This is a genomic window from Kaistia defluvii, assembly GCF_026343955.1.
GTDB lineage: Bacteria > Pseudomonadota > Alphaproteobacteria > Rhizobiales > Kaistiaceae > Kaistia > Kaistia defluvii.
The window spans coordinates 1-24,106 of the sequence record NZ_JAPKNI010000001.1 but is presented as its reverse complement, the minus strand read 5'-3'; the positions used below and the strand labels follow the sequence as shown (position 1 = coordinate 24,106).

Here is a 24,106-nt window from a genome sequence, read left to right as displayed (position 1 = left end):
TGATCATAAGTTTATCTTCTGTCCCCGTCTCGATGTCGCCCTGTGCTAGGCGCGATCCCTGATGCTGTGTTAGCAGGGCCGCACCGATCACATGGAGATGTTGACAGTGCTATTTGAGAAGGTTTCTAAGTTTCAGCCTTATACGCTTGGGTTGTTGCGCATCGTTTCTTCGTTGATCTTCATGGCGCATGGAACGCAGAAAATTCTCGGTTTCCCGGCCTCGGATAAAGCGCCGGCGATGTTCAGTCTTTCCTGGACCGCGGGCATGCTGGAACTGGTCGGCGGTTTCCTGCTGCTGATCGGCCTGTTCTCGCGCCCGGTCGCCTTCGTGCTGTCCGGCCTGATGGCCTTCGCCTACTGGCTGGCCCACGCGCCGCGGAGCGTCTACCCGGTGCTGAACGGCGGCGACGCCGCCATCCTCTATTGCTTCATCTTCCTGTATCTGGTCTTCGCCGGCCCCGGCCGCTGGAGCGTCGACGCGCTGCTGAAGCGCGAGCGCGCCTGATCAGGCCAGCAGGAAGTCGAGCAGGACGCGGTTGAACGCTTCCGGCTGCTCGACATTGCAAAGATGCGCGGCGTTCCGGATGACCTCCATCCGGGCGCCGTCGATATGCGCCACCCATTCCCGCGCCTTGGCCGGTTGAACCGTCGCATCATGGTCGGCGCAGATCACCAGCGTCGGCGTCTGGATCAGGGCGATGTCCTCGCGCAGGTCCATCTCGCCCAGCGCCTCGCAGCAGGCGGCGTAGCCCTCGGCCGGCGTATCGAGAATCATCTCGCGGATACGGGCTACCGTCTCCGGGTGGGCGGCGCGAAAACCTTCCTGGAACCAGCGGCCGATCACGGCGTCGACGAGCGCCGACAGGCCCTCGCTGCGCGCCGTCTTGGCCCGGCCTTCCCACATGTCGCGCGGCGGCAGATGCGGCGCCGAGGCGCAGATCACGAGCTTCTCGACATAATCCGGCTTGTTGGCCGCGAGCCAGGCCGCGACCATGCCGCCCTTGGACAGGCCCACGACATGCGCGGTCTCGACCTCGACCGCGTCGAGCACGCCGCGCGCGTCGCGCCCGAGCCGGTCGATCGTGTAGGGCGTATCGGGCACGTCCGACCCGCCATGGCCCCGGTCGTCGAAGCGGATCACGCGGAAATGCTCGCGCAGCGCCGGGAGCTGCGGCTCCCACATGCCGAGATTGGTGCCGAGGGCGTTGGTCAGGAGGAGTGGTGGTTTGCCATTGTCCGGATCTGCCTCGACATTCAGTCGGATGCGATCGTCCATAGCGATCAGTGGCATGAGAAACCCCGTCGAACTTGCCAGCGGATCGGGTCGGCCCGCAGGATGGCGGCACGCTCCTGACAAGAGCCGTGCTGGCGCCAGCCTATATAAGCGAACTGGTTCGGCCAAGAGGCTGGATCGATCGGGCCATCCTGCCAACCCGATCTCCCCCGGGCCTCCTAAAGCCCGAGGAAACGGTACAGAACGTCGCGCGCGCTGGTGATCGCGGGCGGCAGGCCGCCGCTATTTCTTGCCGCCGCGGGTGACGAACCGTTCGAGCCGTTCGATCGCGCCGGCCCAGATGGCCTGGTGGCTGGCGCGGCTTGCCTCGTCGGCAAGGCCGTCATGGGTCAGCGTCAGCATGGTGCCGCCTGCTTCACCGCGGAACGTCACGGTGACGAGGCCGGGCGCGTCGGCCGAGGCAAGCCAGGTCATCACCAGCCCCTCGTTGGGGGCGATCTCCTGGTAGGTGCCGCTGGCCTCGTGCGACCGGCCGTCGGACGTCTTGAGGCGAATGCGGAAGGCGCCGCCGACGCGGAGATCCGTCTCGGCCTCGACGCTGCCTTCCTCGGTATCATGCGGGCCCCACCAATGGACGAGCTTGGCAGGGTCGGTCCAGGCCTTGAAGATCCGGGCGGGCGACGCCTTCAACTGGCGCTTCAGCGTCAGGCTGGGCTTGTCGGTCATGATGATGGGTGCTCCACGAAATCGTCGGGACGGCCGAACGGCGCCGCCCTCGACGCTGGTATCGATGCCGCCACCCCGCCTGTCAATCGAAGCCGCCGGGGCGCCTCGGCCCGGCAGGGGAGGCGATTCCGGGGCCGGAGCGCGGCCCGCCGCTAGATCGGGCCGTATGGCGGATCGGGGATTGCCTGGTGCGCGGCGCGCAGCGCTGCCGACCAGCGTTCGCGCAGGCCCGCGAAATAGGCGTCGTTGTCATCGATGCGGTGCGAGATCGAGATCTTCAGCTCGTCGCGACGGACGACCACGACGTCGATCGGCATGCCGACGCCGAGATTGGAGCGCAGCGTCGAATCCATCGACACCAGCCCGAGCTTCAGCGCTTCGGAAATCGGCGTGTCGGCGGTGACGGCGCGGTCCAGGATCGGCTTGCCGTATTTGTGCTCGCCGATCTGCAGATAGGGCGTGTCGGTCGTCGCCTCGATGAAATTGCCGGCGGAGTAGACCATGAACAGACGCAGACGCCCGCCCTTGACCTGGCCGGCGAGCAGCATGGTGACGTCGAAGCTGGCGGCCTGCTGCTCCATCGACTTGCCATGGATGCGGTAGACCTCGCGGATCGCCCGCCCGACGAACTGCGCCACCTTGAACATCGTCGGGATGGTGTGGATCGTGTCGATCTTGCCCGTTTCCGGGTTTTCCAGGCCTTCGGTCAGGACGTTCAGAACCGACTGGCTGACGGCAAGGTTGCCCGCCGTGGCGATCGCGATCACGCGCTCGCCCTCGGTCTGGTAGAGGTGCAGCTTGCGGTACGTCGCAATGTTGTCGAGGCCGGCATTGGTGCGCGTATCGGCCAACATCACAAGGCCTTCGCGAACCAGGATTCCAACGCAATAAGTCATAGACTCTTTATCCTGCCCCACCCCGGCCGGAGTTTTAGGCCGCAAAAATTGAGGTGCAAGTGAAAAATCGACGCCGGACTAACTTCGGGCCGAGCGCGCTTCCGATACGCTGATCGAGACCGTGGGCGCGGTCACCCCGTCGCCATAGGCCGCCCCGCGCACCGGAGAGGAACCGATTCGGTCCAGACCGATGGCCAGCCTGACGTGAGTATCGGTCGGACAGAGATTCGTTGCCACATCGAATCCGACCCAGCCGACACCGTCGAGATGGGCCTCCGCCCAGCCATGCTCGTGGGTCGCCGGCGTCTCTGCGTCGGGCCGGAACAGATAGCCGCTCGCATAGCGCGCCGGAATACCGAGATGACGGGCGGCGGCGATCATGACATGCGCCATCGCGCGGGCGTCGCCCTTGCCGGCGGCGAATGTGGCCCTGGCGCTGTCATCGGCCGTCTCGCCGGGCAGGATCCGCTCGTGCAGGCTGTTCATCAGCCAGTGCAGGCGCGACAGCCGGTCGGTTGGCGCGGAGGCGGCGACATCCTCGGCAAAGGCGCGGATCCCGGCGTCGGGCACCGTCAGCGGCGTGCTGCGCAGGAAGACGCCAACCGGAAAGCGCTCGGTCTGGCCGCGCACCATGCCGGCCATGTCATGGGTCTCCACATCGCCGAGCGCGGTGATGACCAACCCGTCGAGCTTTCCCTGGGTGGTGAAGGACTGCACGACATTGCCGAACGGGTCGGTAGCGGTATCGAGCCGGCAGTCGTGATCGACCTCGATGCGCCAGTTGACGACGAACTGGCCGTCATGGCCACGCGGCGTCAGCCGAAGCGTCTGGATGGCGCCCAGGGCGGGCGGATCGAAGCTGTAGGCGGTCTCGTGAACGATCCGGAGGCGCATGAACCGTTCCCGTCAGGCCAGATACTGGTCGGTGATCGCCTGTCCAAGACGACCGTTATCGGCGATGAACTCGGTCAGGAACTCATGCAGGCCGCCGCTGAACACGTCGTCGATACTGGCGTTCTGCAGCCGGTTTCGGGTCGAGCGCGCGACGCGCTGGGCCTGGCCCTGCCGGCCGTAGGCGAGCGAGAGCTCGTCGAGAAAGGCGCAGATATTGTCGTAGCAGGAGGCGAGCGAGCGCGGCAGTTGGTCGTTCAGCACCAGGAGATCGGCGACCAGCCAGGGCTTCAGGCTCTCGCGATAGACCCAGTGATAGGCGGTGTTGGCCGAGACCGAGCGCAGGATCGACGACCACTGGAAGAAGTCGAGGCCGCCGCCGACGCTTTCCTCCGCCGGCAGCAGCAGATGGTATTTGACGTCGAGAATGCGCGCCGTGTTGTCGGCCCGCTCGATGAAGGTGCCGAGGCTGGAGAAGAAATAGACGTCATTGCGGATCATGGTGCGGTAGGCCGAACCATCGAAGCGCAGCGAGGCTTCCTTCACATAGACGAGGAATTCGTTGAGCTTCATCCGGTCGCGCGAGGCGCCGTTGAAATCGCGCAGTCCGAGCCAGGCGCCGTTGATCGCGTCCCACATTTCCGATGTCAGCGCCGTTCGCACGGTCCGCGCATTGACGCGGGCGCGCTCAAGGCAGGATCGGATGGAAGAGGGGTTTTCCGGCGAGAAGGCGAGGAAATCGATGATGTTCTCGGCCGTCGGCTCGCGGTTCAGCGATTTGAAGAGGCCGAGCGCGCCGGTGGCGGCGACGGCGGATTCCCATTCGTTCGAACCGCCGGCATAGGCGATCGGCATGGCGGCGAGGCGGTTCGCGGCGTCGATGATGCGGGCGGTGTTTTCGGCGCGCTCCACATAGCGGGCAAGCCAGAACAGATTATCGGCGGTACGGCTCAGCACGGAAAACAACTCCGGATGGTAAGACCCTCGCTCCGATCCCGCCCCGCGAGGGGGAGGGAGGGAGCGGCTGTCGCAAGTCGATCCAGCCCGCGCGCCGCATGCCTCGCCCGATGACGGGAGAAGGGATGGGGCCGGGGGCTATCCAGTTCAGGCATCGAGCACCCACGTGTCCTTGGTGCCGCCGCCCTGGCTCGAATTGACCACCAGCGAGCCCTCCTTGAGGGCGACGCGGGTCAAGCCGCCGGGAACGATGCGGACCTTGTCCTTGCCCGAAAGCACGAAGGGACGCAGGTCGACATGGCGGGGCGCGATGCCGGCATCGACGAAGGTCGGCGAGGTGGAGAGCGCCAGCGTCGGCTGGGCAATGAAGTCGTCCGGATTGGCGCGCAGCTTGGCGCCGAATTCCTCGCGGGTCTTCTTGTCGGCGGCCGGGCCGATCAGCATGCCATAGCCGCCGGAGCCCGCCACCTCCTTGACCACCATGGTATCGAGATGCTCGAGGACGTATTTCAGCGCGTCGGGCTCGCGGCAGCGCCAGGTCGGCACGTTCTTCAGGATCGGCTCCTCGCCGAGATAGAAGCGGACGATCTCCGGCATGTAGGAGTAGACCGCCTTGTCGTCGGCGACGCCGGTGCCGACGGCGTTGGACAGCGTGATGTTGCCGGCGCGGTAGGCGTTCATCAGCCCCGGCACGCCGAGGATCGAATCGGGGCGGAAGGTGAGGGGATCGAGGAAGTCGTCGTCGAGGCGGCGATAGAGCACGTCGACGCGCTTCGGCCCCTCGGTCGTGCGCATGTAGACGACATTGTCGCGAACCTGGAGATCGCGACCCTCGACCAGTTCGATGCCGAGCTTGTCGGCCAGGAACGAGTGCTCGTAGAAGGCCGAATTGAACGGGCCGGGCGTGAGCAGGGCCACCGTCGGGTCGCCCGGCGCCGAGCGCGGCGCGACCGATTTCAGCGTGGCGAGCAGCGCGTCCGGATAATTCTCGACCGGGGCGATGCGGTGCTCGGCGAACAGGTCCGGGAACAGCTTCATCATCACTTCCCGGTTCTCCAGCATGTAGGAGACTCCGGAAGGCGTGCGGGCATTGTCCTCGAGCACGTAGAAGGTGTCGGGGTCGACGCGGACGATGTCGATGCCGGCGATCATCACATAGATGTCATGCGCCAGCTTCACCCCGGCCATTTCCGGCTGGTAGTAGGGGTTCTGGTAGATCAGGTCCTGCGGCACGATGCCGGCGCGCAGGATGTCTCCCTTGGAATAGATGTCGGTCAGGAAGGCGTTGAGCGCCTTGACCCGCTGTTCCAGTCCCTTCGAAAGCTTGGTCCATTCCGGCGCGGTGATGATGCGCGGAATGATGTCGAACGGAATGATCCGCTCCTCGCCATCATTGTCGCCATAGACGGCGAAGGTGATGCCGATGCGGCGGAACAGGAGTTCCGCCTCGGCGCGGCGGGTCGAAAGGAGATCCGGCGGCGTCGCATCCAGCCAGCGCTTGAGGATCTCGTAGCCGGGCCGGCAGCTTTCGCGGCTCGCGCTCATCTCATCGAAGGCGACGACCATTGCGCGCTATCCCCCTTTGGTTGCCGTCACTCCCCAACCGCAAGCCCCGTGCCAACAGGAATTCTCCCGGGTGCCACGGCGCATCCAGCATGGGAGCGCGAGCACCATTGCATATGAGCCGGGCATTCTTGGCTAGGGGCTATCTGCCAAATTCGGCAGTTCCGCATTGACGCGGCGCGGAAGGCACCATTTGCCTAATTAGAAGGCAGGCGGCCGGGGCGAGAGGCCGCCTTGCCTCGCAGGGAACGCAAAGGCGGTGATGGCGTTTTCCGGTTTCTCGCCAGGGCGACCTTGCCGCGTCGATCTCGGGACACGCCCCGCCGGGCCGACCTAGCCAGTCATCGCGCGCCGAAGTGCGGCCGGCTCGGCGCGGACCCTTGGACGCGGACCCTTGGAACAGCCCGATCGGAAAAGAGGATATCGCCATGCAAAAGATCACTCCTTTTCTTTGGTTCGACAACCAGGTCGAAGAGGCGATCATCTTCTACGTCTCGATCTTCAAGAGTGCGAAGGTCGGCAAGGTCGCTCGCTATGGCGAGGCGGGCCCCGGCCCCAAGGGTAGCGTCATGGCCGCGTCCTTCGAACTGGAGGGGCTGGAGTTCACGGCTCTGAACGGTGGTCCCCACTTCCAGTTCAACGAGGCGATCTCCTTCGTGGTCAAATGCGAGGAGCAGGCGGAACTGGACGATCTCTGGGAGCGGCTCTCCGAGGATGGACAGGAAAGGCGCTGTGGCTGGGTCACGGACCGGTTCGGCATTTCCTGGCAGATCGTGCCCAGCACGCTCACGCCGATGCTGACCGATCCGGATGCCCGGAAATCGCAGCGCGTCATGGAGGCGTTGCTGAAAATGACCAAGATCGACATTGCGACGCTGGAGCAGGCCTTCGCGGGCCAGCCGGTCGAGTCGTGACGTCCCTCATGGGGCGGATGGTGGCGCGGCGCGAGCAACTCCACTAGTTTGCAGTCGCGGCGCGTGCGCCGCACAAAGATTTCCAGAAAGATCGGATTCAAGATGCAGTATCGCCGTTTGGGCAAGTCGGGCCTGCAGGTCAGCGAGTTTTCGCTCGGCTCCTGGGTCACGTTCGGCAAGCAGGTCGACCAGCGCGACGCGCTCGACATCATGACGCTGGCCTATGACAGCGGAATCAACTTCTTCGACAATGCCGAGGGCTATGAGGCCGGCGTCTCCGAGACGCTGATGGGCGAGGCGCTCGCCAAGCTCGCCTGGAGCCGCGATTCCTACATCGTCTCCAGCAAGGTGTTCTGGGGCGGCTCGAAGCCGACGCAGCGCGGCCTTTCGCGCAAGCACGTCACCGACGCCTGCCATGCGGCGCTGAAGCGCCTGCAGGTCGAGTATCTCGACCTCTATTTCTGCCATCGCCCCGACATCGATACCCCGATCGAGGAAACGGTGCGCGCCATGCACGACCTCGTGCAGCAGGGCAAGGTGCTCTACTGGGGCACGTCGGAATGGTCGGCGCAGCAGCTGACCGAGGCCTGGGCCGTGGCGAAGGATCTGAAGATCACGCCGCCGACCATGGAGCAGCCGCAGTACAATCTGTTCGAGCGCGACAAGGTCGAGGGCGACTATCGCCCGCTCTATGAGCTGATGGGTCTCGGCACGACCATCTGGTCGCCGCTCGCTTCCGGCATCCTGACCGGCAAGTACAACAAGGGCATTCCGGCCGGCAGCCGCCTGGACCTGCCGGGCTATGAGTGGCTCAAGGAACTGTGGCAGGGCGAAAAGGGCAAGCAGCGCATCGCCCAGGTCGAGAAGCTGGCGGCGCTGGCCGAGGAGATCGGCCTGCCGATCCACCACATGGCGCTGCTCTGGTGCCTCGCCAACAAGAATGTCTCGACCGTCATCCTCGGCGCATCGAAGAAGAGCCAGCTGCAGGACAATCTCGCCGCCCTCGACAGCCGCGACAAGCTGACGCCCGAGGTGCTCGACAAGATCGACGCGATTCTCGGCAACAAGCCGGCGGCGCCGGCCCGCTACTAGGCGGACCAGTCCGCCCGACCGACGCGATGATGGCTGCATGGCCGGGCTTGTCCCGGCCATGTACGTTCCGGGCGGGAAACGCCGCGCCGCCGACATCTTTGGTTGTGGCCTTGTTGAGCGCGCGCGGGGATGTATCATGGCCGCACTGCCGTAGCGATATCCGGGGTCCGTCGATGAAGTTGCCAATCCTTTTCCCGCGCCTGTCGGCGTGCGCCACGGCCCTCGGCCTGCTGCTGGCCGCCGGCTCCGCCGCCACGGCGGGAACGCTGGAGGACGTCAAGGCGCGCGGCACGCTGGTGTGTGGCGTCAGCGAGGGGCTCGGCGGCTTCTCGGAGAAGGACGAGCAGGGAACCTGGCGCGGCTTCGACGTCGACTTCTGCAAGGCGGTCGCGCTCGCCATCTTCGCCGACGCCGGCAAGGTCGACTATGTGCCGTTGTCGGCATCCGACCGCTTCCAGGCGCTGACGGACCGAAAGGTGGACCTGCTCTCCCGCAACAGCACCTGGACGCTTTCGCGCGATGCCGGACAGTCGCTGGAATTCGTCGGGGTCAGCTATTTCGACGGCCAGGGCTTCATGGTGCCGGCGCTCTATGGCGCGACCAGCCCGCTGCAACTGAACGGGGCCACCATCTGCGTGGTCAGCGGAACGACGACCCAGGACAACGCCAGCGCCTATTTCGAGCGGGCCGGACTCAAGGTTTCGTTCCTGCCCTTCGCCGAGCGGCAGGATGCGCGCAAGGCCTATGCGGACGGCAAGTGCGACGCCTATACCGCCGATCGCTCGGCGCTCGCCGGCGAGCGGGCCGACCTGCCGAAGCCGGACGACCATGTGATTCTCAAGGATGTCATCTCGAAGGAGCCGCTCGGACCCGTGGTGCGCGATGACGATCCGAAATGGGTCAACCTCGTGCGCTGGGTGCTGTTCGGCCTGATCGACGCGGAGGAGGTCGGGCTGACGTCCGATTCCATCGCCGCCGACAAGGCGCAGCAGGCGGCCATGCTCGGTTCGCTGAGCGGGCCGTCCCTCGGCTTGCCGGATGGCTGGCTCACCCAGGTGCTGGGCGGGGTCGGCAATATGGGCGAGATTTTCGAGCGCAATCTCGGCGAGGACACGCCGATGCAATTGAGCCGTGGCATCAACGCACTCTGGACACAAGGCGGGATCCTCTATGCGCCGCCCATTCAGTAACGCCCCGATCCGTCAGGTCTCGATCCGCCTCTGCGCGGGGGCCTTTCTGGCGTTCGCTTCCCTGTTGCCGTCCCTTGCCGCCGCCGAGGCCGCCACGGTGCAGGAACAGCAGCGCAACCTCGCCGTCATCCGCATCAATGCGATCGACCTCCTGGCGCGCGAGAAGCGTCTGCCCCTGCCGATCCAGCAGCGCCGCGAGGTGCTGCGCGCCTATTACGAGGAGCAGGCCGGAGACCTGCTCTGGCTGCGCGACGACCGCGCCGAGGCGCTGGTCGCCATCCTCAACGATGCCGGCTCGGACGGCTTGCGGCCGGACGACTATCCGACGCGCCAGCTGATGTCGCTGATGCAGAACACCGATCCGGAAGACGTTCGCGGTCTTGCCCTGATCGAGCTGTTCTTCTCGGCCGCCTTTCTCGAATATAGCGGCGATCTGTCGGTCGGACGCTTCCTGCCGGCGAAGGTCGACCCGAATTTCTTCCTGAAGACCCGCACCTTCGATCAGGCGGCGGCCCTGCAGGAGGTCGCCAAGGCCGATGATCTCGTCGAGTTCTTCGACGCCTTGCAGCCGCCGACCACCTATTACGCGTCCCTGCGCGGCGCGCTGGCGCAGTACCGCGAACTCGCGGTGGAGGGCGGGTGGGACCTCGTTCCCCTCGGCCCGACGCTGAAGCCGGGCATGAGCGATCCGCGCGTCGCCGACATTCGCGAGCGGCTGGCAACGACCGATGGCGCCGATCCGGCGCCGGCCGGCGGCGCGGAAGTCTACGACGCCGAACTGGTGAAGGCGGTTGAACGTTTCCAGGCCCGTCACGGTCTCGATGTCGACGGCGTGGTCGGGCCGGCGGCGCTGGTCGCGATGAACGTGCCGATCGAAGATCGCATTGCCGAGATCGAGCTGGCCATGGAGCGCTGGCGCTGGATGCCGCGTGACCTCGGCGAACAGTACCTGATGGTCAACATCGCCGGCTTCGAACTGCGCCGCGTCAAGGACGGCCGCGCCGAGGAGCGCATGTCGGTCGTCGTCGGCAAGCCCTATAGCCGCACGCCGGTCTTCAGCGACCAGGTCCGCTACATCGAGATCAATCCCTACTGGACGGTGCCGTCCGGCATCGCCGTCAAGGAACAGCTCGGCAAACTGCGCTCCAACCCCGGCGGGCTCGCCGCGCAGGGCTTCCAGGCCGTCCGCGGCAAGGACGTCTACGACCTCACCTCGATCAATTGGGCGAATTACGGGCCAGGCAATTTTCCGTTCCAGCTGCGCCAGCAGCCGGGGCCGAAGAATGCGCTCGGCCGCGTCAAGTTCATGTTCCCCAACCAGCACGATGTCTATCTGCACGATACGCCGTCGCGCGCCGCCTTTTCGAAGGCCGAGCGCGCCTTCAGCCATGGCTGCATCCGCCTGAGCCGGCCGCTCGAGCTGGCCCTGCAGGTGCTGACTGCCGGCGGGGTCACCGGATGGAACATGGACCGGATCAACAAGGTGGTGGCGACGGAGAAGAACACTGTCGTCAAGCTGGCCACGCCGCTTCCCATCCACTTGACCTACCTGACCGCCTGGGTGGACGAGGACGGCGTCAATTTCCGCAAGGATATTTACGGCCAGGACGCCAAGCTGCTCGCCGCCCTCGATGGCAAGGCCCTGGCCTGGTGAGGGCGTAGCCTTGCGGCGATCGACGATGTGGCGCGGCGGGACTTCGCTACGGTAGCCCAACTTCCTTCGTCTCGGTGCGCGCGGCGCGCCGCGTCGAGACGATGAACGCGGCGATGAAGCTCGCCGTCAGCAGCAGCACGATGGTCGGCGCCGGGGCGCTGTCGAGGAAGAAGCTCAGATAGACCCCGGAAAGTGAGGCGACTACTGCGATCGCGGTGGCGAGCCACAGCATGGTGCTGAACTTTCGCGTCAGCAGGAAGGCGATCGCGCCCGGCGACACCAGCATGGCGATGGCCAGGATGATGCCAACCGCCTTCAGCGCGCCGACGATGGCGAGAGACAGGATCGCCAGCAGCCCGTAATGCAGCCAGTTGACGCGCAGGCCCACGACCCTGGCCTGCACCGGATCGAAGCTGTGCAGCAGCAGATCCCGCCATTTGAGGGCGAGGATACCGGTGATGACCAGCGCGATGATCCCCGTCTCGGCGATGTCGCGCCATCCGACGCCCAGCATGTCGCCGAACAGGATGTGGTCGAGGTGAACGTCGGTCTCGATCTTGGTGTAGAGCACGATACCGAGGCCGAACATGCCGGAGAACACGATGCCCATCACCGTATCCTGCTTGATGCGGCTGTTCGCCTTGAGATAGCCGCTGGCGAGCGCGCAGCCCATGCCGGCGACAAAGGCGCCGACGGCGAGCGGGGCGCCGACGATATAGGCGATGACGACACCCGGCAGCACGGCATGCGAGATGGCGTCGCCCATCAGCGACCAGCCCTTGAGCACGAGATAGCAGGAGAGCAGGGCGGTCGGCACGGCGACCAGCGCCGAGATGATCAGCGCGTTGCGCATGAACTCGAACTGCAGGGGCTGGAGCAGCGTTTCGACGAGCGTCATGCGGATGTCTCCAGCGCTTCGGCGGCGCGGCGGCGGGCGGCGAGCAGGCCGTGCTTTGGGGCGAAGACGAAGGCGCCAAGGAAGATCATCGTCTGGAGCATCACGATGATTCCGCCGGTGGCGCCATCGAGGAAATAGCTGGCATAAGCGCCGACCAGGCTGGTCATCGCGCCGACGGTAACGCTGATCGCCAGCAGTCGCGGGAAGCGATCGGTGAGCAGATAGGCGGTGGCGCCCGGGGTCACCACCATGGCGATGACCAGGAAGGCGCCGACGGTCTGCAGCGCCGCGACGGTGCAGGCCGACAGCAGGGTGAAGAACAGGACCTTCAGCGCGGTGGGATTGAGGCCGATCGAGCGGGCGTGGCTCTCGTCGAAGAAGGTCACCATCAGGTCTTTCCATTTGACCATGAGGATCGCGAGCGAGACGAAGCCGATGATGGCGAGCTGCAGCGTGTCCTCCGGTGTGATGGCCAGGATGTTGCCGAGCACGATCGTCTGGATATTAACCGCGGTCGGTGACAGCGACACCATGAACAGGCCGAGGCCGAAGAAGCCGGTGAAGATCAGCCCGATGATCGCATCTTCCTTCAGCCTGGTGCGCTGGTTGAGGAACAGCATGGCGGCGGCGGCGAGGCCGCCGGAGAAGAAGGCGCCGATGGAAAAGGGCAGGCCGAGCATGTAGGCGCCGGCGACCCCGGGCACGATCGAGTGGGAGAGCGCGTCGCCGATCAGCGACCAGCCTTTCAGCATCAGATAGGCGGAGAGGAAGGCGCAGACCCCGCCGACCAGCGCGCTGACCCACATGGCATTGAGCATGTAGCTGTAGCCGAAGGGTTCGAGCAGCAGGGCCATCAGCGCCTGGCCTCCCGGTTCTCGTCGGGGGCGTGGACGTCCGGGGTGGTGTCCAGCAGCAGAGGGCTCTCGTCGTCGCTGATGATGTCGATCTTTCCGCCATCGACGGCCGGATCGAGAACGATATGGCGCAGCACGCCACCAAAGGTCTTTTCGAGATTGGCGCGGGTGAAGGTTTCGCGCGTCGGGCCATAGGCCAGCACCGTGCGGTTCAGCAGTACGGCGCGATCGCAGAATTCCGGCACGCTGCCGAGATTGTGGGTCGAGACCAGCATTACCCGGCCTTCGTCGCGAAGCCCGCGCAGCAGCTCGATGATCGCGCCTTCCGTCTGCACGTCGACGCCGGTGAAGGGTTCGTCGAGCAGGATGACGCGGCCATCCTGCGCCAGAGCGCGGGCGAGGAAGACGCGCTTGCGCTGGCCGCCGGAAAGCTCGCCGATCTGGCGCTTGCGCATGGCGCTCATGCCGACCCGCTCCAACGCCTTGTCGACCGCCGCTTGATCGCGCGCCGAGGCGATACGCATGAAATTCATGTGGCCATATCGGCCCATCATGACGACGTCCTCGACCAGGACGGGAAAGTTCCAGTCGACATCCTCGCTCTGCGGCACATAGGCGACGAGGTTCTGCTTCAGCGCCTTTTCGACGGGCTGGCCGAGAATGGTGATCTCGCCGCGCGAGATGCGGACGAAGCCCATGATCGCCTTGAACAGGGTCGACTTGCCGCTGCCATTGACGCCGACCAGCGCGGTGATCGTGCCGGTCGGGATGTGGAAGCTGGCGTCGCGCAGCGCGGTGTGGCCGTTGCGGTAGGTGACGGTGGCGTTGGCGACCGAGATGCCGCCGGCGAGCCGGGCGTGGGCGGGGATGGGGGCGTTCATTCCGTGGCCGCCTCCGGCCGTTCGATGCCCCTGGCGATCGTCTCCGACGTGACGCGCAGCAGGTCGAGATAGGTCGGCACCGGCCCGCCGGCCTCGCTGAGGCTGTCGACATAGAGGACGCCGCCATACGCCGCGCCGGTTTCGCGCGCCACCTGCTTGGCCGGATTGGCCGAAATCGTGCTTTCGCTGAACACGGCCGGGATGGCGTTGGCGCGCACCGCGTCGATTACCTTCCGCACCTGCTGCGGCGTGCCCTGCTGGTCGGCGTTGATCGGCCAGAGATAGAGTTCCTTCAGGCCGAAATCGCGCGCGAGATAGCTGAACGCGCCTTCACTCGACACCAGCCAGCGCGTCTCGGGCGGGACCGCGTCGAGCGATGCGCGAATCGGTGCCACGATGCCGGTGATCTTGGCCTTGTAGGCCTCGGCATTCGCGGCATAGGTCGCGGCGTTGGCCGGGTCGTGCTCGGCAAAGGCGTCGCGGATGTTGTCGACATAGGTGAGGGCGGCGGCGGGCGACATCCAGGCATGCGGGTTCGGCTTGCCCGAATAGGGACCCTCGCCAATGCCGATCGGCGTCACGCCGGCCGAGACGGTCGCCTGCGGGACGCCGTCCAAATTGGCGAAAAACTTCTCGAACCAGAGTTCGAGGCCGAGCCCGTTCCAGAGGATCAACTGCGCGTCCTGCGCCTTGACGATGTCGCGCGGCGTCGGCTGGTAATTGTGGATCTCGGCGCCGGGCTTGGTGATCGATTGCACGATCGCGGCGTCGCCGGCGACGTTCTGCGCCATGTCGGCCAGGATGGTGAAGGTCGTGACGGCCTTGAACTTCTTCTCGGCGTCGCCCGCACAGGCTGCCGTCGATATCGACGCGGCCAGCAGCGCTCCCGAAAGGGCGACAAGGAAGCGGCGGCGGGGGCGGTCGAACATGACGGGATCCTGTCTATGCAATTGCGACTTACTCGCAATAAGCTGTCATGGCCGGATCGCAATTGCAACTCATTCTCAAAATTGGACTTCGGAAGCGAGCCGTGCCGGAATCTCCTGGCGTTCGCCCGCACGGCGCGGCGGCAAGACGGGATAGAGGCCACCCGGCGGTTGCAAAGGCCGCTCCGGGGCGACACTCTCGGTCCGGCGACACGCCGTTTCGCAGGCGGAAAACAGGGATCCGGGAATATGCTTCAGACGCCAGAGCAGCAGGCGATGCTGGCTGTGCTCGATCGCGCGCCGATGGGATTTGCGCAGCGCTGGTATTGGCTGCTGTCGACCGGCGGCACCACGCTGGGCGGCTTCTCGGTCTTCACGCTCGGGGTCGCGCTGCCGCTTCTGATGCAGACCTTCGTCATCGACGCGACCATGCAGGGCCTGCTGGGCGCAGCCCTCCTGTTCGGCGCCGTGCCCGGCTCGCTGCTCGGCGGACCGCTGGCCGACCGTTTCGGCCGCAAGCCGCTGATGATCCTCGACATGGCGCTGATCACGCTGGGCGCGCTGATCTGCGTCTTTGCCGGCAGCGCGGACATGCTGCTGGTCGGGCTGTTCATTTTCGGCGTCGGCGTCGGCATCGATTATCCGGTCGGCAGCGCCTATGTCGCCGAATGGATGCCGATCGAGGCGCGCAGCCGGATGATGGTCGCGACCATCGCATTCCAGGCGGTCGGCTTCGTCCTGGCGGCGGCGATGACCGGCTCGGTGCTGTGGTGGGTCGAAAGCGATTCGGCGTGGCGCGGCTTCATGCTGGCGCTGGCGGCGCTGCCGCTCCTCTATCTCGTGTTGCGCCTGCCGCTGAAGGAAAGCCCGCGCTGGCTGATGGGCAAGGGGCGCAATCTGGACGCGGCCCGGGCCATCGGCGCCGTGGTTGTCGCCGACAGGGCGAAGCTGGAGGCGCTTGGCAAGGCCGCCGCCGCCAACGTGCATCTCGTCGCCAAGGACGCGGAGGCGGTGAAGGCGCAGGGCATGGGCGCCTTGTTCGGGCGCAGCTATCGCCGTCGCACGACGCTGGCCTGCGTGCCCTGGTTCCTGATGGATATCGCGTCCTACGGCATCGGCCTGTTCACGCCGCTGCTCTTGGCCGAGCTGCATTTCGGCAAGGCTGCGCGCGGCCCCGTTGCGGCGGACTTCTCCGATATCAGCGGCTCGTCGCTGATCGATCTGTTCCTGCTGATCGGCTTCCTGGTCGCGTTCTGGGTCGTCCCGCGCTATGGCCACATTCGCCCGCAGGTGCTGGGCTTCCTCGGCATGGCGGTCGGCATGCTGGTGCTGGTCGGCGTGCTGTGGACCAGCGGAACGGCGGGACCCGGCGCTATGGCGGTGTTCCTCGGCTTCGTCCTGTTCAACCTCGCCATGAACATCGGGCCGCATTCGACGACCTTTGCGCTGCCGGCCGAGCTTTTTCCGACCCAGCTGCGCGGGGCCGGCTCCGGCTTCGCATCGGCGGCCGCCAAGGTCGGCGCGGCGCTCGGCGCATTCCTGCTGCCGATCATCCGCGCCGAATACGGGCTTGAAGCCGTGTTGTTGCTGGTGGCGGTGGTCAGCCTCGCCGGCGCGCTGGTGACGGCATGGCTGGTCGAGGAACTGGGCGGCGCGGCAAGCCTTGAGGACCGGCATGGCGACGCCATCGCGTCGAGGCCGACCGATCCGAAAGCCGCCGTCAGATCAGCTTGAGGCCGCGAAAGCTGGCGTGGCCGTTGCGTCCGACGATGATGTGATCATGCACGGCGATGCCGAGCGGGCCGGCGATGTCGACGATGGTCTTGGTCATCTCGATATCGGCGCGCGAGGGCGTCGGGTCGCCGGAAGGATGGTTATGCGCCAAGACGATGGCCGTGGCCGACAGCTCCAGCGCGCGCTTGACCACTTCGCGCGGATAGACCGGCGTGTGGTCGACGGTGCCGACCTGCTGTACTTCGTCGGCGATCAGCACGTTCTTGCGGTCGAGGAACAGGATGCGGAACTGCTCCTTTTCCTCATAGGCCATGGCGGCGCGGCAATAATCGATCACCGAGCTCCAGGAGCCGAGCAACGGGCGCTGGCGCACCGCGCCCCGGGCGTAGCGGGTCGCGGCGGCATGGACGAGTTTCAGATGGGTCGCGACCGAGGCGCCGACGCCGGAAATTTCGACCAGCCGGGCTTCCGGCGCCGCCAGCACGTCGGAAAACGTGCCGAAGCGGCTAAGCAGCGCCTTGGCGATCGGCTTGGTGTCGCGGCGGGGCACGACCTGGAACAGGATCAGTTCCAGCAGCTCGTAGTCGGCGACGGCCTCGGGGCCGCTTTCGCGGAAGCGCGCCTTCAGCCGCTCCCGATGCCCCGCATAGTGGGGTACATTTTCGAGGTTCTCGTCGAACCCGCTCATTCCCCGGTCGGATAGGGCGGGCAGGTATAGCCGCGCGGCGACAGGGTGAAGATCTCGCAGCCCGTGTCGGTGACGCCGACCGTGTGCTCGAACTGGGCCGAGAGCGAGCGGTCGCGGGTGACGGCGGTCCAGCCGTCGCGCAGCACCTTCACATGCGGCCGGCCGAGATTGATCATCGGCTCGATGGTGAAGATCATGCCGGCGCGCAGTTCGACGCCTTCCCCGGGATTGCCGTAATGCAGGATGTTCGGCGTGTCGTGGAACACCTTGCCGACGCCATGGCCGCAGAAATCGCGCACGACGCTGCAGCGCTCGGCTTCGGCATAGGACTGGATCGCGTAGCCGATGTCTCCGGTGGTGTTGCCGGGCTTCACCGCCGCGATGCCGCGCATCAGCGATTCATAGGTGACCTCGACCAGACGGACGGCAGCGCGCTTGACGTCGCCGACCAGATACATCCGGCTGGAATCGCCATACCAGCCATCGACGATATAGGTGACGTCGACATTGACGATGTCGCCATCCTTGAGCGGCTTGTCGTCGGGAATGCCGTGGCAGACCACATGATTGATCGAGGTGCAGGTCGACTTGGTATAGCCGCGATAGCCAAGCGTCGCCGGCAGCGCGCCATGGTCGGCGCCGAATTCGTAGACGAAGCGGTCGATCTCGTCGGTGGCGATGCCCGGCTTGACGATGTCGGCGAGGCCGTCGAGGCAGGCCGCCGCCAGTTGGCCGGCGCGCCGCATCGCCGCGAAGGCTTCCGGGCCGTAGAGACGGATCTGCCCGGTGTTCTTCAGCGGGGTGGCATCGGCATCGACATAAGTGACCATGAGTGTACTCCGTGCCCCGCCAGCACATCATCGAGTGGACGCGGGGACAAGCCTGAATATGAGATTTGCCCCCGATCTGGCGTATCGGGCCGCGAGTTACAAGAGGATTCGCGTCAGGCGGCCTCAGTGCCACACCGTCCGGGCGACGTGCCACCCTCTGTCATCATCCTGAGGCGCTTCGCGGAGCGAAGCCTCGAAGAGCATCCAGCAGGCTGATGCTTTCCTGCAAGCAAGTTCCTGAACCCTCCTTCGAGGCCCGGCTACGCCGGGCACCTCAGGATGATGATCGAATTTGGAAGGCAGTCCTGGCCGGCATCGTGCTCTCGCCCTTGAGCGCCCGGCGCGGGAAGGCTAAACCCATTCCAGACCGATGGAGTTTGTGAATGGCCGAAACTGCCACTGAAGCGGCGCCTGTCGTCGTCACCGCAGCGATCCTCGTCATCGGCGACGAGATCCTTTCGGGGCGGACCAAGGACAAGAACATCGGCTACATCGCCGAATACTGCACCCAGATCGGCGTCGACATCCGCGAAGTGCGGATCGTGCCGGACATCGAGGATGAAATCGTCGCTGCGGTCAACGCGTTACGCGCCCGCTACGACCACGTCTTTTCGACTGGCGGCATCGGGCCGACGCATGACGACATCACCGCGGATTCGATGGCCAAGGCCTTCGGCGTGACGATCGACCATGATCCGCGCGCCGTCGCCATCCTGACCGACCACTATGCGACCGGCCAGCTGAACGAGGCGCGGATGCGCATGGCGCGCATTCCGGCCGGCGCCGACCTGATCCTGAACAAGGTGTCGAAGGCGCCCGGCTTCACGCTCGGCAACGTGCATGTGATGGCCGGCGTGCCGTCGATCATGCAGGCGATGTTCGACGAGGTGGCCGCCAAGATCCCGACGGGCGCCAAGATGCTGTCGCGCACCGTGCCGGTCGGCATGGGCGAGGGCCGCATCGCCAGGCAGCTCGGCGAGATCCAGCTCGATTACCCGGATGTCTCGATCGGCAGCTATCCCAAGATGCTCGACGGAGCCTTCGCCACCGACATCGTGCTGCGTTCGCGCGACGAAGCCCGGCTCGACGAGGCCGCCCGCGCCGTCGAGGCGATGGTGGCAGGCATGATGCAGGCGAATGGCTGACATGACCGGAATTTCTGTGGATCGCCCGATGTGCGGATTGCCAGGCGCGGAGCCGCATCCCAAGGGTTCGCCTTCCAACACGCGCAGGAGACTTTGATGGTGGACGCTCGCAGCGACAAGGCGTTTCCCGTATCCTGGGACCAGTTCCATCGGGATGCGCGGGCGCTGACCTGGCGCCTCTCCGGCGACCAGAAGTGGCAGGCCATTGTCTGCGTGACCCGCGGCGGCCTGGTGCCGGCGGCGATCGTGGCGCGGGAGCTCGGCATCCGCATGATCGAGACGATCTGCGTCGCCTCCTATCACAACTACAAGGATCAGGGCTCGCTCAAGGTCCTGAAGCCAGTCAGCCAGGAGATCATCGATCTCGGCGGCGGCGAGGGCGCCGGCGTGCTCGTGATCGACGATCTCGTCGACACCGGCCGCACGGCCCGGCTGGTGCGTGAAATGCTGCCGAAGGCGCATTATGCCACGCTCTATTCGAAGCCCATGGGGCGCCCGATCGTCGATACCTTCATCACCGAAGTGTCACAGGATACGTGGATCTATTTCCCCTGGGACATGGGTCTCACCTTCCAACCGCCGATCGTCGGCTAGAAGCGCGACCGGTCGCGTCTTCTTCACGCGAACTGCACGCCCTTCGTTCGAACACGCTCAGGAGACAGCGAAATGACCGATCCGAACCCGCCCGTCGACGACGAGGATTTCGAGGCTTTTGCCGAGGAATATGAGGAACACCGCGACGCCCTCTACGACCTGATCTCGGACTATGCCGACGACAAGCAGCTCGATGACGGCCTGCTCGCCGCCATGGTGCTCGATCTCGCCGTCTCGCTGCGCATGATCGCCTATGCCAACAGCGTCGAGAAACCGTCGGTCAGCGGCCTGAAGATGGAGCTCGACCGCTTCAACAAGGACGCCGAGGAACACGCCCGTTCGGCCAAGCAGGACGCCGAGGACTTCATCGCCGAGGTCAAGGCTTCGCGCGAAGAGGGCGGCGAGCCCAACGCCTGACCGGCGCTGAACCCGCTGCTAGATCAGGGTGGCGGCTCCCCTCGGGGCCGCCGCCTTTTCTTTTTGCGGGTTAGCCGCGCGTCACCATGGCGATCCCGATGGCGATCGGCACGATCCCAAGGCAATCGACGAGGCTGACCGGCTCGCGAAAGATCAGCCAGCCGAAGAAGAGGCCGAGCGGCGGCATCAGGAAATGCAGCGACGAGGCTTCCGTCGCCGTCTTCTTCTGCAGCAGGCGGAACCAGAGCAGATAGCCGCCGATCGAGGCGGCGACCACCAGATAGCTCCAGCCGCCGATGAGCGCCGGCGTCAGGCGCAGGTCGGCGAGGCTCTCGGTCGCGAGCGCAACGGGCAGCAGCAGGATGCCCGCTGCCAGCGACTGGATCGCCGTTCCGGTCCACAGGTCGCCGCCGGGCTTGAGCTTCTTGAACAGGATGGTGCCGGCGACCAGCGCGACCAGGCCTGCCAGGACCAGAAGCGTGCCGTGTCCGTCCTCGATGCCGCCCGAGAGCCGCGAGCGCAGCAGGATGGCGACGCCGAGCATGCCGAGCATCAGCCCGCCCAGCTTGAGCGCGGAAAGCTTTTCGCCCAGCACCGGCGCCGCGACCAGGGCGGTGAGCAGCGGGTTGGCGCTGATCAGCACGGCCGTGAAGGCGGAGGACACCGTCGCCATGCCGGAATAGCTGAGCCCGAGATAGAGCGCGCTGTTGAAGGCGCCGAGGATGGCCCAACGCGCGACCGTGCGCCGATCCAGCCGTTCGAGTCGGCAGGCGACCTTGGCCAGGAGGAGCAGGATTGCCCCGGCCGCCAGGAAGCGGCTCGACAGCAGGATCAGCGGCGGACAATCCGGCAGCGCGAACTTCGCCGCCGCGAAAGCCGAGCTCCAGATCAGGCAGAACAGCGCGATGAGTCCGAGATCGGCCAGGCTGTTGCCCCGCTCCACTCGCGCCCCCGGCGTTGCCGCTGCCATCGTCACTCGATCCGTCATTTTCGCCTGCCTGCTGTTTCAACATCCGGCCGGAGCCGGGCAAGGCATGGAATAGGCGCGTGGCGGATCATTTGGAAATTCAATGTTCGGATGCTATGCATTCGATAATCGAATGCCTGCTTCGAGGTGCGCCATGTTCGATCTCGATCTCCTGAAAACCTTCGTCTCGGTGGTCGATGCCGGCGGCTTCACCCGCGCCGGCGAGCGGGTGCACCGGACGCAGTCGACGATCAGCCAGCAGATCCGCAAGCTCGAGGACCTCGCGGGAACGCCGCTCCTGCTGCGCGAGGGACGGGGCGTGACGCTCACGCGCGAAGGCGAGCGGCTGGTCGGCTACGCCCGCCGAATCCTGGCGTTGTCGGACGAGGCGCGCAGCGTCGTCGGCGCCTCGCTGGCGTCCGAGCATGTCCGCCTCGGCCTGACCGAGGATTTCGCGGTGGCCGAACTGACCGGGCTGGTGGCGCAATTCGCGCGGCTCCGCCCGGACTGCCGGCTCGACGTTCGCTGCGACCTTTCCGCGGAACTGGAGCGCGGGCTGGAACGCGGCGATCTCGATATCGTGCTGATGAAGCGCGATGCCGGCGGCGGCCCGGCCGAAGGCGTTTGGCCCGAGCGGCTGGTCTGGGTCGGCGCACGCGATCTCGACTGGAAACGCGCCGATCCGGTGCCGCTGATCGTCTTTCCGCAGGGCTGCCGCTATCGCGACCGCGCCGTGCACGCGCTGGAATCGTCCGGCCGGCGCTGGCGGCTGGCCTATGAAAGCGCCAGCCTGATCGGCATCGAGGCGGCAATCGCAGGCGGTCTCGGCGTCGCGCTGGTCGAGGCGCGGGCGGTGCGTGCTGCCTATGCGGTGCTGTCGGGCGACGGCTTTCCGCCCGTGCCGCCCACCGAGCTCGCGCTGCGGGTGGCATCCGGCGCGCGCCGTCCCGTGCGGGACCTGGCCGACCTCGTCATCGCCTTTTGCGAACGGGAAGGCCTGGCGCGCGCCGCCTGATGTCGGCTAGCCGGCGAGCGCGCCGGCCTCGGCCGTCAGCGTCAGGCCGATCGCCTTGCCCGCGTCGTCGATGGCGCTGAACACGTCGGATCCGTCGATGCTTTCCTTGTTCCACGCGGCGATCGCCCCGGCGCGGATATGCAGGTGCATGTCGGGCTGCATGGCATTCAGGAAGCCATGGCTGAAAGAAACGCTGGTCAGGATGCCGGTCCAGCGGTGGACGATGCCGGTCTTCACGGCCTGGAGCGTGACCGGCTTGCCGGCGGCTTCCGCGGCCTTGAGCGGACCATCGGCCGGCTCATCGCCCGGGCCGGGGCGCGGGGCGGTCGGGGCGGCGTCGAGCGGCGTGCGCGCAAGGCCATCGAGCGCGGCGTCGAAGCCCTCCAGCCCGTCGAGCGCGGTCAGCTTCGCGATCGTGTTGCCCCCGCCATCGAGGATTTCGAGGAAGGGCAGGACGTTCTTCATCACCATCTGGTCGGTGATGATCTGGGCGATGGCGGCCAGTTGGAGCCGCGTTTCGCGGCCGGGTCCGCGCAGCACGGCGTAGCCATCCTCCAGCGTGGCGGTATCGATCGCGCCGATGCCTTCCAGCAAGGCGCCATCCGCGCGCACGCCGAGAATGAGATTGCCGAGGGCCGGCACGCGGCTCAGGACAGCAAAAGGTTCCATCGCCAGGGCCTGGCGATGCGAAACGGGATCGGTCATGGGAGCACCCTTTATGGCTCGACTTGCAAAGCTTGGGCGAGCCGTCGTGGTGCCACGATTCCCCCATGCCGATGTAGCAGCGGGAGGGAGGGGATTTGAAGGTCAAATGTCGGGCTGGGTCGTATCGCCGCCCTTCGGGTCGCAGGCGGCCCTGCCGGCCCTATCGCCGGAGGCGACCCGTCAGCGCCACGAGTTCATGCTGGCGATGCGTGTTCGTCTTGGAGAAGATGGACTTCAGATGCGTCCGCACGGTGTGGAGCGACAGGTTGTTCGCTTCGGCGAAGGCGCCGAGGCTGTCGCCCCGTTCCAGCGCCAGCACGAGACGGATTTCGGCCTGGGTGAGTCGGAAGTCCGACACCAGCCGCCTGCGCGCCTCGTCGACGGAATCGGCCTTGCCGTAAGGGCGCAGCACGACCAGGAAGCTGGCGGGTGAGGGGAAGAGCACGGCCACGCCGCTTGTATCGGGAACAGGGCCGGCGATCGGCAGGATCGAGATCGTCATCGGCGTCTCGGGATGGTTGAGCACCAGGTCGTCGGGCGGCGGTTGATAGCGCAGGCCGTCGGCGCGGTGGCGCAGCCTTTCGAGAAACAGCGCCTGGACCTCGGGCAGCCCGAAGCGCAGCAGGTCGCCACTGCCGATGGCGACGGCGTCGTTGCGGCCCAGGATGTCGGCCAGCGCCTGGTTCGACGCCATGACCCTGCCGCTGGCCGTGACGATCAGGGCGGGCGTTTCAAGTGCGTGCAGCAAGGAAACATCCCCCCTGAAGCGGGGCGTCGCCTGCGCGATCACCCGGTTCACATCCAGCGATTGACGCATTCGTCCGGCGATGCCCTGCAGGATCGACCCGACAAAGCTGTGCATCTCCTGACCGAATCTTCCGTCGTAATGCACTGCCAGCACGGCCGCGCGGCTTCCCTCGCTGATCAGGGAAATGCCGGTGGCGCCATCCATCTGCCCTTCCGGGCGCAGCAGGTCGTTGTAGAACTCGGTCTTGCGGAGTTCGTCCTGTGGCAACAGGTGGTCGGACCAGACGGCGCGCTTGACGGTAGAGCGGATCATCAGGTCGCGCCAGGGCGATATCCCGGCATAATAGTTGGTGTAGTTGCGAAGCGTGCTGTCCATGAAGCCGATGCTGTGGATCGGCAGGCACTTGGACGCCTCATGGTCGAGGACCTGGAAAATGATCTTCGAATCCAGCGTCTTCCGGCGAAGCAGGTCGATGAAGTCGGCCCAGCGTCCCGGCTCGAGCGCGGCGGCATCCGCGACCTCGCCAAGTTCGGAGAGTGCCGTCGTCAGATAGGATCTGCGTCTGTGCATGCGTGCCTCGCCGCAAC

25 protein-coding genes are annotated in these 24,106 nt (G+C 66.0%); 10 read left to right on the top strand and 15 right to left on the bottom strand.

The genetic code is table 11. The annotated features are described in order from the left end of the window. The first annotated feature begins 91 nt into the window (after positions 1–91). The gene (locus OSH10_RS00125; protein WP_266329418.1) at positions 92–505 is read left to right on the top strand and encodes a DoxX family protein; all 414 of its coding nucleotides are present in this window, start codon (positions 92–94) and stop codon (positions 503–505) included. Here the strand turns inward: OSH10_RS00125 and pcaD are convergent, their stop codons facing one another. The 6 genes from pcaD to OSH10_RS00095 form a co-directional block, all read right to left on the bottom strand. Continuing rightward, entirely contained in the window at positions 506–1,291 is a 786-nt protein-coding gene (gene pcaD, locus OSH10_RS00120; RefSeq protein ID WP_266329417.1) for a 3-oxoadipate enol-lactonase, read from the bottom strand. It lies immediately after the preceding gene. A gap of 225 nt (positions 1,292–1,516) precedes the next feature. Next, positions 1,517–1,960 (bottom strand): SRPBCC family protein, encoded by a 444-nt coding sequence (locus OSH10_RS00115; RefSeq protein WP_266329416.1) that lies wholly within the window; start codon positions 1,958–1,960, stop codon positions 1,517–1,519. Positions 1,961–2,112: 152 nt separating this feature from the next. Next, on the bottom strand, positions 2,113–2,856 hold the full coding sequence (locus OSH10_RS00110; protein ID WP_266329415.1) for a peptidase: 744 nt from the start codon (positions 2,854–2,856) through the stop codon (positions 2,113–2,115). Between the two features lie 78 nt (positions 2,857–2,934). Beyond that, complete coding sequence (locus OSH10_RS00105) at positions 2,935–3,750, bottom strand: transglutaminase family protein (RefSeq protein WP_266329414.1); 816 nt, start codon at positions 3,748–3,750, stop codon at positions 2,935–2,937. Between the two features lie 12 nt (positions 3,751–3,762). Then, entirely contained in the window at positions 3,763–4,704 is a 942-nt protein-coding gene (locus OSH10_RS00100) for an alpha-E domain-containing protein (protein WP_266329413.1), read from the bottom strand. Positions 4,705–4,851: 147 nt separating this feature from the next. Then, on the bottom strand, positions 4,852–6,270 hold the full coding sequence (locus OSH10_RS00095) for a circularly permuted type 2 ATP-grasp protein (protein ID WP_266329412.1): 1,419 nt from the start codon (positions 6,268–6,270) through the stop codon (positions 4,852–4,854). A gap of 425 nt (positions 6,271–6,695) precedes the next feature. Between OSH10_RS00095 and OSH10_RS00090 the strand changes: the two genes are divergently transcribed. The 4 genes from OSH10_RS00090 to OSH10_RS00075 all read left to right on the top strand — a co-directional run bounded on the left by OSH10_RS00090 (position 6,696) and on the right by OSH10_RS00075 (position 11,117). Further along, entirely contained in the window at positions 6,696–7,181 is a 486-nt protein-coding gene (locus OSH10_RS00090; protein ID WP_266329411.1) for a VOC family protein, read from the top strand. Between the two features lie 102 nt (positions 7,182–7,283). Then, positions 7,284–8,273, top strand: coding sequence for a potassium channel beta subunit family protein (locus OSH10_RS00085; protein WP_266329410.1), 990 nt, complete (start codon positions 7,284–7,286; stop codon positions 8,271–8,273). Positions 8,274–8,446: 173 nt separating this feature from the next. Beyond that, positions 8,447–9,463: an amino acid ABC transporter substrate-binding protein gene (locus OSH10_RS00080; RefSeq protein WP_266329409.1), complete on the top strand. Its 1,017-nt coding sequence runs from the start codon at positions 8,447–8,449 to the stop codon at positions 9,461–9,463. Next, positions 9,444–11,117 carry a L,D-transpeptidase family protein gene (locus tag OSH10_RS00075; RefSeq protein WP_266329408.1) on the top strand — a complete coding sequence of 558 codons (1,674 nt, stop codon included), beginning with the start codon at positions 9,444–9,446 and terminating at the stop codon, positions 11,115–11,117. The genes OSH10_RS00080 and OSH10_RS00075 overlap by 20 nt, the downstream gene beginning before the upstream one ends. Positions 11,118–11,163: 46 nt before the next feature. Here the strand turns inward: OSH10_RS00075 and OSH10_RS00070 are convergent, their stop codons facing one another. From OSH10_RS00070 to OSH10_RS00055, 4 genes are read right to left on the bottom strand one after another with little or no spacing between them, the layout of a single operon-like run. Further along, positions 11,164–12,015 carry a metal ABC transporter permease gene (locus OSH10_RS00070; RefSeq protein WP_266329407.1) on the bottom strand — a complete coding sequence of 284 codons (852 nt, stop codon included), beginning with the start codon at positions 12,013–12,015 and terminating at the stop codon, positions 11,164–11,166. Beyond that, positions 12,012–12,872, bottom strand: coding sequence for a metal ABC transporter permease (locus OSH10_RS00065; RefSeq protein ID WP_323181548.1), 861 nt, complete (start codon positions 12,870–12,872; stop codon positions 12,012–12,014). Before OSH10_RS00065 ends, OSH10_RS00070 begins: the two co-directional genes overlap by 4 nt. Further along, a complete protein-coding gene (locus OSH10_RS00060; protein WP_266329405.1) occupies positions 12,869–13,750 on the bottom strand; it encodes a manganese/iron ABC transporter ATP-binding protein in 882 nt (293 codons plus the stop codon). Before OSH10_RS00060 ends, OSH10_RS00065 begins: the two co-directional genes overlap by 4 nt. Further along, on the bottom strand, positions 13,747–14,679 hold the full coding sequence (locus OSH10_RS00055; RefSeq protein WP_266329404.1) for a metal ABC transporter substrate-binding protein: 933 nt from the start codon (positions 14,677–14,679) through the stop codon (positions 13,747–13,749). The genes OSH10_RS00060 and OSH10_RS00055 overlap by 4 nt, the downstream gene beginning before the upstream one ends. Before the next feature lie 246 nt (positions 14,680–14,925). On the opposite strand from OSH10_RS00055, the gene OSH10_RS00050 reads away from it, so the two are divergent. Then, a complete protein-coding gene (locus OSH10_RS00050) occupies positions 14,926–16,410 on the top strand; it encodes an MFS transporter (RefSeq protein ID WP_266329403.1) in 1,485 nt (494 codons plus the stop codon). Here the strand turns inward: OSH10_RS00050 and radC are convergent. Both radC and map read right to left on the bottom strand, forming a co-directional pair. Further along, positions 16,397–17,098, bottom strand: coding sequence for a RadC family protein (radC, locus tag OSH10_RS00045; protein ID WP_266329402.1), 702 nt, complete (start codon positions 17,096–17,098; stop codon positions 16,397–16,399). The two genes, OSH10_RS00050 and radC, sit on opposite strands and share 14 nt — an antisense overlap. Beyond that, the gene (gene map, locus OSH10_RS00040) at positions 17,095–17,928 is read right to left on the bottom strand and encodes a type I methionyl aminopeptidase (protein WP_266329401.1); all 834 of its coding nucleotides are present in this window, start codon (positions 17,926–17,928) and stop codon (positions 17,095–17,097) included. Before map ends, radC begins: the two co-directional genes overlap by 4 nt. Positions 17,929–18,311: 383 nt before the next feature. Here map and OSH10_RS00035 point away from each other — a divergent pair, with 383 nt between their 5' ends. The 3 genes from OSH10_RS00035 (at position 18,312) to OSH10_RS00025 (ending at position 20,084) form a co-directional block, all read left to right on the top strand. Beyond that, positions 18,312–19,073: a competence/damage-inducible protein A gene (locus OSH10_RS00035; protein ID WP_266329400.1), complete on the top strand. Its 762-nt coding sequence runs from the start codon at positions 18,312–18,314 to the stop codon at positions 19,071–19,073. Positions 19,074–19,169: 96 nt separating this feature from the next. Next, a complete protein-coding gene (gene gpt / locus OSH10_RS00030) occupies positions 19,170–19,667 on the top strand; it encodes a xanthine phosphoribosyltransferase (protein ID WP_266329399.1) in 498 nt (165 codons plus the stop codon). A gap of 72 nt (positions 19,668–19,739) precedes the next feature. Beyond that, on the top strand, positions 19,740–20,084 hold the full coding sequence (locus tag OSH10_RS00025; RefSeq protein ID WP_266329398.1) for a hypothetical protein: 345 nt from the start codon (positions 19,740–19,742) through the stop codon (positions 20,082–20,084). Between the two features lie 70 nt (positions 20,085–20,154). Here OSH10_RS00025 and OSH10_RS00020 read toward each other — a convergent pair whose 3' ends face one another. Next, positions 20,155–21,054, bottom strand: coding sequence for a DMT family transporter (locus tag OSH10_RS00020; RefSeq protein ID WP_266329397.1), 900 nt, complete (start codon positions 21,052–21,054; stop codon positions 20,155–20,157). Positions 21,055–21,205: 151 nt separating this feature from the next. Between OSH10_RS00020 and OSH10_RS00015 the strand changes: the two genes are divergently transcribed. Continuing rightward, entirely contained in the window at positions 21,206–22,066 is an 861-nt protein-coding gene (locus tag OSH10_RS00015; protein WP_266329396.1) for a LysR substrate-binding domain-containing protein, read from the top strand. Between the two features lie 6 nt (positions 22,067–22,072). Here OSH10_RS00015 and OSH10_RS00010 read toward each other — a convergent pair whose 3' ends face one another. Then, positions 22,073–22,771: a hypothetical protein gene (locus OSH10_RS00010; RefSeq protein ID WP_266329395.1), complete on the bottom strand. Its 699-nt coding sequence runs from the start codon at positions 22,769–22,771 to the stop codon at positions 22,073–22,075. 160 nt (positions 22,772–22,931) lie between these two features. After that, on the bottom strand, positions 22,932–24,089 hold the full coding sequence (locus OSH10_RS00005; protein ID WP_266329394.1) for a helix-turn-helix transcriptional regulator: 1,158 nt from the start codon (positions 24,087–24,089) through the stop codon (positions 22,932–22,934). Positions 24,090–24,106 lie beyond the last annotated feature (17 nt).